Annotated in this window: 10 protein-coding genes; 3 read left to right on the forward strand and 7 right to left on the reverse strand. The window is 61.3% G+C overall.

All coding sequences use genetic code 11. The annotated features are described in order from the left end of the window. The first annotated feature begins 29 nt into the window (after positions 1-29). Positions 30-1,280 (forward strand): UDP-N-acetyl-D-mannosamine dehydrogenase, encoded by a 1,251-nt coding sequence (wecC, locus tag GRF63_RS01315; RefSeq protein ID WP_160485324.1) that lies wholly within the window; start codon positions 30-32, stop codon positions 1,278-1,280. Next, positions 1,277-2,434 (forward strand): non-hydrolyzing UDP-N-acetylglucosamine 2-epimerase, encoded by a 1,158-nt coding sequence (wecB, locus tag GRF63_RS01320; protein WP_160484216.1) that lies wholly within the window; start codon positions 1,277-1,279, stop codon positions 2,432-2,434. The genes wecC and wecB overlap by 4 nt, the downstream gene beginning before the upstream one ends. A gap of 66 nt (positions 2,435-2,500) precedes the next feature. Here the strand turns inward: wecB and GRF63_RS01325 are convergent, their stop codons facing one another. Together GRF63_RS01325 and GRF63_RS01330 are read right to left on the reverse strand one after the other, a co-directional pair. Beyond that, complete coding sequence (locus GRF63_RS01325; RefSeq protein WP_160484217.1) at positions 2,501-3,184, reverse strand: polysaccharide biosynthesis/export family protein; 684 nt, start codon at positions 3,182-3,184, stop codon at positions 2,501-2,503. Positions 3,185-3,408: 224 nt separating this feature from the next. Next, positions 3,409-3,648 carry a hypothetical protein gene (locus GRF63_RS01330; protein WP_160484218.1) on the reverse strand — a complete coding sequence of 80 codons (240 nt, stop codon included), beginning with the start codon at positions 3,646-3,648 and terminating at the stop codon, positions 3,409-3,411. A gap of 124 nt (positions 3,649-3,772) precedes the next feature. On the opposite strand from GRF63_RS01330, the gene GRF63_RS16345 reads away from it, so the two are divergent. Then, positions 3,773-3,928 carry a hypothetical protein gene (locus GRF63_RS16345; protein ID WP_202131651.1) on the forward strand — a complete coding sequence of 52 codons (156 nt, stop codon included), beginning with the start codon at positions 3,773-3,775 and terminating at the stop codon, positions 3,926-3,928. A 105-nt stretch (positions 3,929-4,033) separates the two neighbouring features. On the opposite strand, the gene GRF63_RS01335 is transcribed toward GRF63_RS16345, so the two are convergent. From GRF63_RS01335 to GRF63_RS01355, 5 genes are all read right to left on the reverse strand, one after another. Then, positions 4,034-5,014 (reverse strand): hypothetical protein, encoded by a 981-nt coding sequence (locus GRF63_RS01335; protein WP_160484219.1) that lies wholly within the window; start codon positions 5,012-5,014, stop codon positions 4,034-4,036. Between the two features lie 107 nt (positions 5,015-5,121). Beyond that, on the reverse strand, positions 5,122-5,823 hold the full coding sequence (locus tag GRF63_RS01340) for a hypothetical protein (protein ID WP_160484220.1): 702 nt from the start codon (positions 5,821-5,823) through the stop codon (positions 5,122-5,124). A gap of 5 nt (positions 5,824-5,828) precedes the next feature. Then, entirely contained in the window at positions 5,829-7,265 is a 1,437-nt protein-coding gene (locus GRF63_RS01345) for a glutamate synthase subunit beta (RefSeq protein WP_160484221.1), read from the reverse strand. Positions 7,266-7,276: 11 nt separating this feature from the next. Then, positions 7,277-11,932, reverse strand: a complete 4,656-nt coding sequence (gene gltB / locus GRF63_RS01350) for a glutamate synthase large subunit (protein WP_272914638.1) — start codon at positions 11,930-11,932, stop codon at positions 7,277-7,279. Between the two features lie 202 nt (positions 11,933-12,134). Then, the gene (locus GRF63_RS01355; protein ID WP_160484223.1) at positions 12,135-14,093 is read right to left on the reverse strand and encodes a hypothetical protein; all 1,959 of its coding nucleotides are present in this window, start codon (positions 14,091-14,093) and stop codon (positions 12,135-12,137) included. Between the last annotated feature and the right edge of the window lie 16 nt (positions 14,094-14,109).

Here is a 14,109-nt window from a genome sequence, read left to right on the forward strand (position 1 = left end):
GGAAAGGCCATGCCGAGGCAAGCGATGCGATGGTGGATCGCTTCGATGTGGCGATGATCGGCCTTGGCTATATCGGCCTGCCGACCGCCGCGATCATCGCGCGCGCCGGCCTCTCGGTGCGCGGCGTGGATATTTCGCGCCGGATTGTCGATCTCGTCAATCAGGGCGAAGTGCACATCCAGGAAACGGACCTTGATGCACTGGTTAAAAACGTGGTGACCGACGGGATGCTTACCGCATCCACAGAGCCGCCGGTGGCCGACATTTACCTGATCGCCGTGCCCACTCCGCTGGCAGAGGGCAACCAGCCCGATATTTCCATGGTACTGGACGCCGCGCGCCTGATCGCTCCGGTTCTGCCTGTGGGCGGCTGCGTGATCCTGGAATCGACCTCTCCCGTGGGCACCACGCAGCAGATCTGCGCCGTGCTGGCCGAATTGCGGCCCGACCTGTCCATTCCCGGGCACTGCGGCGACAAGGCGCCGGACGTGCATATCGCCTACTGTCCCGAACGCGTCCTTCCCGGTAAGATCATCGAGGAACTGGTGGCGAATGACCGCGTGGTGGGCGGCATGACACCCGAATGCGCGCGGCGCGCGCAGGCCTTCTACACCCGCTTCGTTCGCGGCGACTGCATCACCACCACCGCGGGCGTCGCCGAAATGGTGAAGCTGACTGAAAACAGTTTTCGCGACGTGAACATCGCCTTTGCCAACGAGCTTTCACTGGTGGCAGAGCACATGGGCATCGACGTGTGGGAAGTGATCCGGCTGGCCAATCGGCATCCGCGCGTCAACGTGCTGCAACCCGGCCCCGGCGTGGGCGGGCACTGCATCGCGGTGGACCCGTGGTTCCTCGTCTCCAGCGCGCCCGAACAGGCCCGCGTGATCCGCACCGCGCGCGAGGTTAACGATGCAAAGCCCGATCACGTGGTCGGTCGTCTGTCCGCCATGCTGGAAGGCAGCCCGGATGCAAAGATCGCGTTGCTGGGCCTCGCCTTCAAGCCCAATATCGACGATTTCCGCGAAAGCCCCGCGCTGGAAATCGCCGAGAAGGTGGCCGCGAAATATCGCGACCGTGTGCTGGTGGTGGAGCCATTTACGAAAGAACTTCCCGGATCGATGGCCAACAGCGGCGCTCGCCTGGTGAAATATGAAGAGGCGATGGCAGAAGCAGACCTCGTCGGCGTGCTGGTGGATCATGATGCATTCCGCTCCGCACCGCGCTATCTCAGTGCTGACAAGTTGGTGTACGATACCAGGGGCATGTGGGCACAATGAGTAAAACGGATACGGCGTTGCCGCGTATCCTCGTCTGCTTCGGCACCCGGCCAGAGGCGATCAAGATGTTTCCCGTGGTGCATGCCCTGAGGGCGCACGGCGGCATGGATGTGCGGGTGGCGGTGACGGCGCAGCATCGCGAAATCCTGGATCAGGTGCTGGAGATCGGCGGGATTGTGCCCGATATCGATCTGGACCTGATGCGGCCCAACCAGTCGCTCGACGAACTATCGGCGCGCATCCTCACCAAATTCGGTGCCGCTCTCGATGAATGGAAGCCTGACCGTGTGCTGGTGCATGGCGACACGCTGACCACCATGATGGTGACGCTGAGCAGCTATTTCCGCAAGATACCGGTCGGCCATGTGGAGGCAGGCCTGCGCAGCGGCAATATCTATTCGCCCTGGCCGGAAGAGGTGAACCGCAAGGTGGCAGGCGCAGTCAGTGATCTGCATTTCGCACCCACCGATGGCGCCGCCGCGGCGCTGCGCGCGGAAAACGTGCCGCAAAGCGCGATCCATGTCACCGGCAACACGGTGATAGACGCGCTGTTCGCCACGCGGGACAAGGTGGCGGCACAGCCCGCGCTGGCCGCCGGGCTGGACGACGTCGCGCAGCGATTTGCAGGCAAGCGCATCATCGCGCTGACCGCGCATCGACGCGAGAATTTCGGGCAGGGCATGCAAGATATAGCGCAAGCCATCGCCGATCTTGCAGACAGGCCGGATGTGGCGGTGATCTTCCCCGTGCATCCCAACCCCAATGTGCGCCCGGTGATGGAAGCCGCGCTGGGCGGGCGTGGCAATGTCGCCCTGATCGAACCGCTGGATTACCCGCATTTCGTGCGCCTGATGGAAATGGCGGACTTGCTGCTGACCGATAGCGGCGGCGTGCAGGAAGAGGGGCCGAGCTTTGGCAAGCCAGTGCTGGTGATGCGCGATACGACCGAGAGGCCGGAGGGCATTGCCGCGGGAACCGCGAAGCTTGTTGGCACAGATCGCGGGCTTATCGTTTCCGAAGCCACACGTTTGCTGGATAACCGGCAAGCTTACAAAGCGATGGCGCAGGCGCACAATCCCTATGGCGACGGCAAGGCGTCACAGCGGATTGCCAGCGTTGTTGCCGCGGCGCATGGTGCGCAGCGGCAGTCATAACCCGCGCACAGCAAACGGGCTGGCAGTGCCAGGACTGCCAATCGCCGGGTCGCCGTTTTGTTCAGATCAGAAAGGGCGGAACACGCTCAACAGAGGGACCGTCCGGATAATGTCGCGGAAGGTCTGGCGCGTCTGCGACCCGTCGACCACGATGATATCGCCGCGATAGATTGCCGGGTCAGGTTCCTGCCCGCGGCGGATCGATGTGAGGTCGAAACCTGCTGCCATGCGCTGTCCATCGATCTGGCGGAAGACGATGACGGTGCCCGCATTCGCATTCTCATCCAGGCCGCCGCCAAGGGCAATCGCCTGGATCAGGCTGATTTCCCCGAAGGTGGGGTAAATGCCCGGCCTGTTGACGGAGCCTTCGACCGTGACGGAACTGCCGGTCGCTTCCATGACACCCACGGTCACGTCAGGATCGCGCAGATATTGTTCTGAAAGGGCGGCGGTGAGGATTTCCTGGAATTCCACCGTGGTCTTGTCAGCCGCAGAGACGCTGCCGATCAGCGGCATCGCGATGTTACCGGTCAGATCGACCTGGTATTCGCCGGACAGTTCATCCACCTGGAAGACGCTGATCGACAGCTTGTCGAGCGGAGCGATACGATAATCGGGTGTCAGGCGGTTCATGGTGGGGGCATCGGGCCTGCCGAACCCTGCCGTGTCGTAGGAAACGTAATCGCTGCGCGAGTTTCCGGCGCAGGCGGACAGTGCCAGTGCAGCGCCCGCGAGAGCTGCCCACTTCACTGATCGCAAGGAAGCAGATTTCATACGACCAATCATCAAATTATTCTCCATTAAGGCACGTGTTTTCGCTTAGATAACGGCTCCCCGCAACCCAAAAATCACCCCTGTGGCCAAGAGTGGCCACTTATGGGGTGAATGTGGATGAGACCGCGTCATTCCTGTCATGCCAGTGAGGCGGTCGATGACAGTTTCGGCTTTGCCCTGCGCTGAACACCCGCCGGGGGCTAGGCCTCTTCAATGCAGAGGAAGCTGGCCAGCGGATAGCGCCCGATCTCGGCATCGTTGCAATCAAGCACGGTGATATCCTGCGCCAGGTGCAGCCGTCCGGTGCCGATTTCGCTGGCCGCGTAATGGCGGGCCACCGTCTTTGCGACGAGGCCAACCACTGTTGCGTCAGGCAGGTCAACACGCAGTTCCCGCGTCCGCCTGTTGCCGCGTTCGAGATAAAATCGGAAATCCGCCATGAAAGTCCCTTCGCATGGGACTCACAGCAATGGCATTACGGCTTGATGACAATCGTGATGCCCATCGGCGAGTAGAGTTTTACAGGCTTTGCGCTAAGGCAGCCGTATGGCCGCGCTTGGATGCTTGCTGTTTCTGATCTTGCCCATTCTGGGGCTGGTGCTGGGCGGCTGGCTGGCCGGGCCTGATGGCATGATCTGGGGTGCTGGCGGCGGGTTCGCCATTGCGCTGGGGATTACAGGCGTGATGTTTCACGCTCTGAAGCGCGCACGTCAAAGATAGGTGATGCGCTTCCAAGTCAGGAGCTGTCGCCCGCCGCAGAGAAACCGATGATCGAGTTACGGGCTGCCGACGGCTGAAGGCAACGACGGCGAGCAATCATCCAGATCAGTAGCTACGTGTACCTAGATCGGCAGACTGGTCGGAATCAGCTTTTCCTCGGCGCAACGCCTTCTTGGCCATGGAAACCACCGGTTGCGGAAGATGATCGCGAGCCGTGCGCTTGATCGCGCCCCAGTTCAGCTTGCCGCTAGCCAGTTCGAACAGTTCCCAATCGTGCGGTGGAAGATCGCCGACATCGCTGTGCCAGAGATTGCCATAAAGCTGGGTGCGCTGTCCGTCGAGATGGTCATAACGAGCGCGCACGGCGTGCATCGTATCATTGCCCGGAGCGAACAATACGATCGAATTGTTCTCGGGCTGGGTCTTCACCACGTCGCACCAATCCCAGGGAACCCAGCAGCGTTCCTTCTCCAGGTTTGCATCCCAGAACTTGCGGACGTGGGAATGCTCATCCTTCAACTGCAGATAGTGCGTATGGTGATCGCGCTCCTCCGAATCTGCGTGAGGGTTTATATTCACCATGAAGGTTGCAGCCTTGCGGCGAATATCGGGATGGGGACTGATTTCGTACCCGTCCAGATATTTCTGGATTCCATTATCAACCTTGCAATTTTCGAAGTCGAGATCGAATTTTTCCGCCAATGCCCGGTTGAATGCATCGCTGGAAAGGAAGGAAATCAATTCCTCAAGTATCGGGGTAGAAGGATTGTAAAGCCTTAGGGTCATGCCAAAGCCTTCACACGCCGAATGCACATACCGCTGCGACTTGCGGCTGCGATGCCAATCCATGTATTCCTGTTTGTTGGTAATGCACCCAGGAAATTGAATGGGTTTGTAGCCCTTTTGCTGCAGCACTTCGAAAAGCTCGCCATCACTGCTGACGGGCTCAACATTGATTTCAGGCGATTTCGTGATCGCCTTGAAATCCTCTTCGAGCAGAAAGTCAGTGATATAGACATGACGGAAGGGATGATCGAGAAAGTCCGCCTTGGAAATTTTCTCAATCAGATAATCAAATCGTGACATAACAGTGCCCCCTGAGTTTGGTCCTTCCTAGCGCGCAGACGGACTAAGTTAAACTACCTATATGAGCTTCGGCCAAGTGCGAATACGCCTCGCCCGCGGCGAAGGGGCTAGTTGAGCGGAACCTTGCGCATTTCCACGATATCGCCGCGAAGGCCGAATAGAAGGCCGTCATCGGTCTGGCGCAAAACCGATCCTGTCAGGTCTTCCACGCCAAAATCATTCGGCGTCAGAACGAAGCGCAGGCCGGGTTTGTGGCCGTCGAGATCGAAATACGCAGGGCCGATGTCGTGGATCGGCTCTTCCAGCAGGATCGAAACCGGCACCTCGCATTCACCAGGTACAAGGTTCCACCCGTCCGACTGCGTATAGTGAGAGATCCGCTTGCCATCGGCGCATTGTAACGTGAAATCGATTCCCTGGATGCCCTCTCCATTGGGCCAGCTTACGAACAGGAAGGGGGCGCCTTGCTCAGCATTGCTGTCGACCTGCTCGAAAAGCGGAGCCACGGGTTTTGGCGAAGTGGTGAGGACGACCTCGCCATCGCCGATCTGCCACGTGCCAACAGACCGGCGATCCAGCGCGCCGACCGAGAGAGCCCATTCATAGCTGCCGTCAGCATTCAGGCGCAGGCCGTGGAACATCTCGAAACTGCTGCGGTCGCGATATTCGCCCACCCAGCTTGCCCTCGCCTCTGCGCCGCTATCGGTTTGCGCAGGCGCGGCAATATCCTGCGCCAACCCCGCATCGGCAGGGGCGGCGACAGACATAGCAAGCAGCGTAGCCAGCAGGATGCGGGCTTTGGCTCCCACGTTTCTTAACGCTGCAGTTCGGTAACGCCCATCAGCGCTTCATCGACGGAAGCGGCGCACTGGCGGCCTTCGCGGATGGCCCAGACGACCAGCGACTGCCCACGGCGCATATCGCCGCAAGCATAGATCGACGGGTCAGACGTGCGGTAATCCTTCACATTGGCATCCACATTGCCGCGATCGGTCAGTTCCACGCCGCTCTGCTCCAGCATGCCCTGCTTGCGCGGATGGACGAAGCCCATCGCCAGCAGGATCAGGTCTGCGGGCAAGGTGAATTCGCTATCTGGCAATTCGGTCAGCTTGCCGCCGGACCAGTCTGCCCGCACGCACTTCAGGCCGGTTACGATCCCGTCTTCGCCTACCACTTCCTTGGTAAGCACGGCCCAATCGCGTTCCACGCCTTCTTCATGGCTGCTGGAGGTGCGCAGCTTCATCGGCCAGTCGGGCCAGGTCAGCAGCTTGTTCTCCTTTTCGGGAGGCTGCGGCATGATCTCGATCTGGGTCACGCTTTTCGCGCCCTGACGATTGCTGGTGCCCACGCAATCAGAGCCGGTATCACCGCCGCCGATCACGATCACGTGCTTGCCCGTTGCCGTCAGCGTGCCGCGCGGCGCGGCACGGTTCTCATCGTCGCCGGCATTGCGCTTGTTCTGCTGGGTAAGGAATTCCATTGCCAGTCGAACGCCGGGCATTTCTGCGCCCGGAATTTCCAGCATGCGCGGATGTTCGGAGCCGCCGGAGAACACGATAGCGTCGAAATTCTCCTTAAGGTTCTTCACCGAGATATCGACGCCCACTTCGGTGCTGGTGCGGAAGGTGACGCCTTCGGCCTCCATCTGCACGGCGCGGCGGTTGATCTGGCTCTTCTCCATCTTGAAGTCGGGAATGCCATAGCGCAGCAGGCCGCCCACGCGGTCGCTCTTCTCGAACACGGTTACGGAATGTCCGGCGCGCGCCAGTTGCTGCGCACAGGCCATGCCCGCCGGGCCGGAGCCGACCACGGCCACGCTCTTGCCGGTCTTCTTCTCCGGCACTTGCGGCTTGACCCAGCCTTCCTTCCATCCACGATCGATGATCGCGCATTCGATGCTCTTGATGGTCACCGGCTCGTCAGTGATGTTCAGCGTGCAGCTTGCCTCGCATGGGGCGGGGCAGATTCGGCCGGTGAATTCGGGAAAGTTGTTGGTGGAATGCAGCACTTCCAGCGCGTTCTTCCAGTCGCCCTCGTAGACGAGGTGGTTCCAGTCCGGGATGATATTGTTCACCGGACAGCCGTTGTGACAATAGGGAATGCCGCAATTCATGCAGCGGGCGGCCTGGTTCTTCAGGCCATCCTCGCTGTGCGGAATTACGAATTCCTTGTAATGCTTCAGCCGTTCTTCCGGCGCGTCATACCCGCGATCCTTGCGCTCGATCTCGAGGAAGCCTGTCTCTTTACCCATGTCTGTAGCCCTTATTCCGCCGCGACCGAGGCGGCCTCTTCGCGCTCAGCCTCAAGCTGCTTTAGCGCGCGTGCATAATCCTTCGGCATCACCTTCTTGAAGTGACCCACTACATTATCCCAATTGTCCAGCAACTCGCCTGCGCGGGCAGAGCCTGTGTGCAGCTTGTGCCGCTCCAGCAGGATCTTCAGGCGCGCTGCATCGTGATACAGCGGATCGCCCATGCCCAGATCGTCCACGGTGGAGGGGCGCTGCTGCGGCAGGCCCGTTCCTTCGGGATCGTCGGCATTGGTATCGATGGGCAAAAGCTCCACCTGCGCCATGTTGCAACGGGTTTCGAACGATCCATCGGGATCGTAGACATAGGCGACACCGCCGCTCATGCCGGCGGCAAAGTTGCGGCCAGTCTTGCCCAGCACGGCGACGACGCCGCCGGTCATGTATTCGCAGCCGTGATCGCCCGTGCCCTCTACCACCGCGACAGCGCCGGAATTGCGCACGGCGAAGCGTTCTCCTGCAACGCCGCAGAAATAGGCTTCACCCGAAATCGCGCCATAGAGGCAGGTGTTGCCGACGATGATATTGTTGGTGGGATCGCGCTTCACGCTTTCCGGCGGGCGCACGATCACGCGGCCACCTGAAAGCCCCTTGCCGACATAGTCATTGGCATCGCCCACCAGATCCAGCGTGACGCCATGTGCCAGCCACGCGGCAAAGCTTTGCCCTGCAGTGCCGGTGAAGTTGATGCGGATGGTGTCGACCGGCAGACCCTTGTGGCCATGCGCCTCCGCAATGCGGCCGGAAAGCATGGTGCCTGCGGTGCGATTGAGGTTGCGGATCGGGTAGGACAGCTGAACAGCCTCGCCCTTTTCGATGGCATTCTTGCAATCTTCCAGCAGCGTGTTGTCCAGCGCGGCGTCCAGCCCGTGATCCTGCGACAGGTGGTTCCACAGCGGAACCTCCGGTGCCAGCTCCACCTTGTGCAGCAGCTTTGACAGGTCAACACCGTCAGCCTTCCAGTGACGGATCGCGCGGTTCATATCGATCTTGTCGACGCGGCCGATCATCTCCTCCACCGTGCGGAAGCCCATTTCGGCCATGATGGCGCGCAGTTCTTCGGCAACGAAGAAGAAGTAGTTGATGACGTGCTCAGGCTGCCCGACGAAGCGCTTGCGCAATTCCGGGTTCTGCGTGGCAACGCCCACGGGGCAGGTGTTGAGGTGGCACTTGCGCATCATGATGCAGCCAGCCGCGATCAGCGGAGCGGTGGCAAAGCCGAACTCGTCCGCGCCCAGCAGGGCGCCGATGGCAACATCGCGGCCCGTGCGAAGCCCGCCGTCCACCTGCACGGCAATGCGGCTGCGCAGATCGTTCAGCAGCAGGGTCTGCTGGGTTTCGGCAAGGCCGATCTCCCATGGCGAACCCGCATGCGTCAGGCTGGTGAGCGGGGATGCGCCCGTGCCGCCTTCATAGCCGGAAATGGTCACATGGTCGGCACGCGCCTTTGATACGCCCGCGGCCACGGTGCCCACGCCCACTTCGGACACCAGCTTTACAGAGATACGCGCAGAGGGCTGCACGTTCTTCAGATCGTGGATCAGCTGCGCCAGATCCTCGATCGAATAGATGTCATGATGCGGCGGCGGAGAGATCAGGCCCACGCCCGGCGTCGCATGGCGAACGGCGCCGATGCGCTTGTCCACCTTGTGACCGGGCAGCTGGCCGCCTTCGCCGGGCTTTGCGCCCTGTGCCATCTTGATCTGGATATCGTCCGAATTGGCGAGATATTCGGTTGTCACGCCAAAACGGCCACTGGCAACCTGCTTGATCCGGCTGCGCATGGAATCGCCATTGTCCATCGGGACGAAGCGTTCCGGCTCCTCCCCACCTTCGCCGGTGTTGGAGCGGCCGCCGATGCGATTCATCGCGATGGCCAGCGTCGAATGCGCCTCGTGACTGATCGAGCCAAAGCTCATCGCGCCGGTGCTGAAACGCTTGACGATTTCCTCGGCACTCTCGACCTCGGAAATGTCGATGGGCTCATCCGCTGTCTTCAATTCCATCAGGCCGCGAATGGTCAGCAGGCGTTCGGCCTGCTCGTTGATGGATTTGGCGTATTCATTGTACTGATCTTGCGCATTGGCGCCCGGCTCGCTGCGCACGGCATGCTGCAATTGCGCGATATTGGCAGGCGTCCAGGCGTGTTCCTCGCCGCGCAGGCGATATTGATAGATACCGCCCACATCCAGCATGTTGCGATAGATCGGGTTGTCGCCATAGGCGGCGGCGTGGCGACGCACGGTTTCCTGCGCTACCTGCTCCAGCCCGATGCCCTCGATCGTGGTGGCAGTGCGGGTGAAATAGGCGTCCACGAACTTGGTGGACAGGCCCACCGCATCGAAGATCTGCGCACCGCAATAGGACTGGTAGGTGCTGATGCCCATCTTGGACATCACCTTGCGGATGCCCTTGCCCACGGCCTTGATGTAGTTCTGCTCTACCGTGGCGGCGTCCAGTTCGGGGAACTTGCGCGCGCGCAGGTCTTCCATCGTCTCGAACGCGAGATAGGGGTTGATCGCTTCCGCGCCGTAACCCGCCAGCACGCAGAAGTGATGCACTTCGCGCGCTTCGCCCGTTTCCACCACGATGCCGGTCTGCATGCGCAGGCCCTGGCGCACCAGCTGGTGGTGCACGGCGGCGGTTGCCAGCAGCGCGGGCATGGGAATGCGATCCGGGCCCTGCTGACGGTCTGACAGGATCAGGATGTTCTTGTCCTGCAGCACGGCCTCTGTCGCGGCCCAGCACATTTCCTTGATCGCCATTTCCAGGCCATCGGCTCCGGTTTCGGCGTCCCACGTGATGTCGATCGTGGCAGTGCGGAATGCGCCATCAAGGCTGGCCTCGACAGAGCGGATCTTCTCCATGCCCCGGTTGGTGAGGATCGGCTGGCTGATTTCCAGGCGCTTGTGCGTGCCGGCTTCCTGGCCCAGCAGGTTGGGCCGCGGGCCGACCATGGTCAGCAGGCTCATCACCAGTTCCTCGCGGATCGGGTCGATCGGCGGGTTGGTGACCTGGGCAAAGTTCTGCTTGAAATAATCGTACAGCAGGCGGCTGCGGCTGGACAGCACCGCAATCGGCGTGTCGGTGCCCATCGAACCGATAGGATCGTCCCCGTTCACGGCCATCGGCTCCAGGAAACGGGCGATATCCTCCTGTGTGTAGCCAAAGGCCTGCTGGCGATCGAGCAGGCTGACGGCGTGTTCCTGCACGGCGTCCTGATCAACCTCCATCGCGTCAAGATCGCGCAGCTTGTACTGCGCTGCTTCCAGCCACTCTTCGTAAGGCTGCGCATTGGCGAGCTCGGCCTTCAGCTCCTCATCCTCGACGATGCGGCCTTCTTCCAGGTCGATCAGCAGCATGCGGCCCGGCTGGAGGCGCCATTTGCGAGTAATATCTTCCTCGGCAAACGGCAGCACGCCGCTTTCGGAGGCGAGGCAGACGAGATCGTCCTTCGTCACGCAATAGCGTGCGGGGCGCAGGCCGTTGCGATCCAGCGTGGCGGCGATCTGGCGGCCATCGGTGAAGGCCACGGATGCAGGCCCGTCCCACGGCTCCATCAGCGCGGCGTGATATTCGTAGAAAGCGCGGCGCTTGGGGTCCATCAGATCATTGCCGTTCCACGCTTCGGGGATCAGCATCATCATGGCGTGCGCAAGGCTGTATCCGCCCAGCAGCAGCAGTTCCAGCGCGTTATCGAGGCAGGCCGTATCGGACTGGCCGTGCGGCACGATCGGCCACAGCTTGTCGAGATCGGCGCCCAGAAGGTCGCTCTCCATCGTGCGGCGGCGCGCGTTCATCCAGTTCACATTGCCGCGCACCGTGTTGATCTCGCCATTGTGGCAGGCAAGGCGGAACGGCTGGGCAAGGCGCCAGCTGGGGAAGGTGTTGGTGGAGAAGCGCTGGTGCACCAGGCCCAGCGCGCTTTCGCAATCGGGATCGCGCAGATCATCGTAGAAACTGCCCACCTGGTTGGCCAGCAGCAGCCCCTTGTACACCACCGTGCGGCTGGAGAAGCTGGGCATGTACAGCTTTTCAAGGCCGGGCATCTCGTGCTTTGCAGCCAGTTCCTTCAGCGGGTTCTGCGTCTGCTTGCGGATCACGATCAGCTTGCGCTCGAACGCGTCCTGATCGGCGCAATTGTCGCCCCTGGCGATAAAGCACTGGCGGATGACCGGCATCGAATCGAGCACGGCCTGGCCCAGCCCATCCTGCGTGGTGGGCACATCGCGCCACCCGATCAGGTGCTGGCCTTCCTTGGCGATGAATTTTTCGAACTGCGCGGTGATGAAGTCGCGCGCATCGTCCTGCGACGGCATAAAGCACATGGCCACGGCATATTCGCCGGCGGGGGGAAGGGTCAGCCCCTCTCCATCGGCCCAGCGGCGGTAAAGCTTGTCCGGAATCTGGATCAGAATGCCTGCGCCATCACCCAGCAACGGATCCGCGCCAACTGCACCGCGATGATCAAGGTTCGCAAGGATTTCAAGCCCTTGCGTAATAATGCCATGTGATTTCTGGCCCTTGATATGGGCCACGAAGCCCATGCCACAGTTATCGTGTTCGTTTACGGAGTCGTACAGACCCTGGGTAACGGGATATTCGGTCAATCTCAGCTTCCTGTTTCGCGTGCAGCCACAGGGCGGACCGATAGCGCGCTTCGAAACCGGTTTCATTGGCAACGAAACGCGAATCAACAGCCTAAGGCAGCACGAAAATTTCGCGAGATGGTGTCATGACGACACTAACCAATTTTTGCAAGTTTGCTGCACCGCAAAATGGCCTTGCGTGGCAAAAAATCCGTCGTTTTCGCTATTTGGCCATTCGCTGAAGATTCATCAGCGCTTCGCGCAGGGCGCGTTCGTTGTCGTCATTGGACGGTTTGGGCCGGTCCGCGCGTAGCTCAGCGCTTTCATTGCCGTGTGCCACGGGACGATCGAAGGCGCGCGGCGGGGATGCTCCGGCCTGCCTGTTGTCCTGATTGGGGAATAGCACGGCGGGCTGGGCGCTGTCTTCTTCCGGCTCCGGCTCTTCTATGCGGACAAATTCTTCTCCGGAGCGCTTGAACGGATTGACCGGCGCGGCGGCTGGAGTTTGTGCGGTTTCAACCTGCTGGTCGACTTGCGGACTGGCCGAGGGCGGTGGCTGGTCAAATGCAGGGCGCGACACTGGTGTCGGCGCGGTTGCGGGTGCCATCTCGGGCGCGGGTGCGGACTGTGACGCCTTCGTCAAAGGCAGGGCGAAGGATGCAGCCAGATCGACGATATCGTCCTCTTCATCCTCTCCCTCATCATAGGCATCCACTGCAGCTGCGGCGATGCCGGTCAGCGCGCCATAACGCTGAGGCGAATGGTCGGCAGTCTGGGCATTATCGGGCCGGGAGAAGTCCGGCGGTGAATTCTCTTGCTGCGGGGCCGCGGGCTGGGGCTGCTCAGCTGGTGTGGCCGCGGGGGAGCCGAAATAGGCTGCCATGGCCTGTGCTGCTTCCTCTGCCGCAGCGGGATCGAATTCGCGCGGAATTGGCGTATCTGCAGCAGCGCCATCGCCGCCGGTTATGGCATTGACATTGGCATTGGCATCGATCGCCAGATCGAAAGCAGGCGGAGCAGCAGCAAACTTCTGTGCGGCGCGTTCGGCGCTCCATTCGCGGTGCTTTTCAAGTGTCGAGCCGAGGCGCTGGACCAGCTGCACCAGGCCATCTTCCTGCGCGCCCATTTCCTGATTGGCGACTTCCTGATCGACGGTGTCCTCGACACTATTGTCTTGCGATCCGATGTCATGGGTCGTGGCATCGGGAGCGTTTTCCGGCGCATCCGCGGCTTCAAAAATCTGCTTGTCGGACACACTATCCTCGCTCTCTTCCCCGGACATGCTTTCCGGGGCGAAATTTTGCTCTTCGGTGGCATCGGGCGCGTCGGCATCGCCATCGATGGTTCTGTCAAGCCCGCCTTGCTGCGCCATGGATGGCGGCGAGAAGGGCAGTGGTTCACGTGCGGTCGCCTTCGCTTCCACCGGCGTGCTGTACTCAACATCTATCACCGGGCCGGCTGGACCGTCGCTGGCGACAAATTCCTGCCTCCCGGCGCGCACTTGCGGCGGACCGGCATTTTCCTCGACCAGTTCAGTACTGGGGTCGAGGTCGAGGGTATCATCCTCCTCGGCCTTCTCAGTCGCCTGAAATTCCTGCCTCTGCGGCCCGGAGCTTGCCGGAGTTGCTTCCTCGGCCACGTCCTCCGCTGCATCCTGTACATCTTCGGCACCCAGATCTTCGCTGAAGCCCGGAACCGGCGCGATATTGAGGAAATCGCTGGGGCCTTCTTCCTCCGCAATCGCCAGCGCGCGGCGTCGGCCAGCGGGTGCAGGGCTATCCTCACCGCCGAGGTACAGATCGTCGAAATCTTCTTCGGGATTGAGGGGCTTGCGCGAAGGCGCGGACCTGTCGGTAATCCGTTTCTGCCTTGGTTTCGCCAGCCGTTTGGCCAGCGCCATTCCAAGCAAGGCGCCAAAACCCGTGCCCACCAGCGCCACCAGCGCCCGCGCCGTGAAACCCAGCGGCGGGGCCGCCATCGGCAGGGCAGCAGAGAGGCCACTGGCCGTTACAAACCGTTCCAGCAGGGCAGCGGGCAGAATCAGGCTGCCGATACCCAGCAGGGCAGCAAACCAGAGCGCCACGATCCACGGGAAAGCGGGATTCGCGGTAATGGGCGGCTTGCCCGCTTTCGGGGCAGGCGCCTGCATCATCGCGTCAATATGATCCGGGCTGGATGCCACGTGCCAATCCTGTTCT

The sequence above is a fragment of the Aurantiacibacter rhizosphaerae genome (assembly GCF_009807005.1).
GTDB classification, from domain to species: domain Bacteria; phylum Pseudomonadota; class Alphaproteobacteria; order Sphingomonadales; family Sphingomonadaceae; genus Alteraurantiacibacter; species Alteraurantiacibacter rhizosphaerae.

Excerpts from the sequence above, each read along its gene's own strand:
- wecC (WP_160485324.1), top strand. The coding sequence starts at position 30 with ATGGTGGATCGCTTCGATGTGGCGATGATCGGCCTTGGCTATATCGGC.
- wecB (WP_160484216.1), top strand. The coding sequence starts at position 1,277 with ATGAGTAAAACGGATACGGCGTTGCCGCGTATCCTCGTCTGCTTCGGC.
- GRF63_RS01335 (WP_160484219.1), bottom strand. The coding sequence starts at position 5,014 with ATGTCACGATTTGATTATCTGATTGAGAAAATTTCCAAGGCGGACTTT.
- GRF63_RS01345 (WP_160484221.1), bottom strand. The coding sequence starts at position 7,265 with ATGGGTAAAGAGACAGGCTTCCTCGAGATCGAGCGCAAGGATCGCGGG.
- GRF63_RS01330 (WP_160484218.1), bottom strand. The coding sequence starts at position 3,648 with ATGGCGGATTTCCGATTTTATCTCGAACGCGGCAACAGGCGGACGCGG.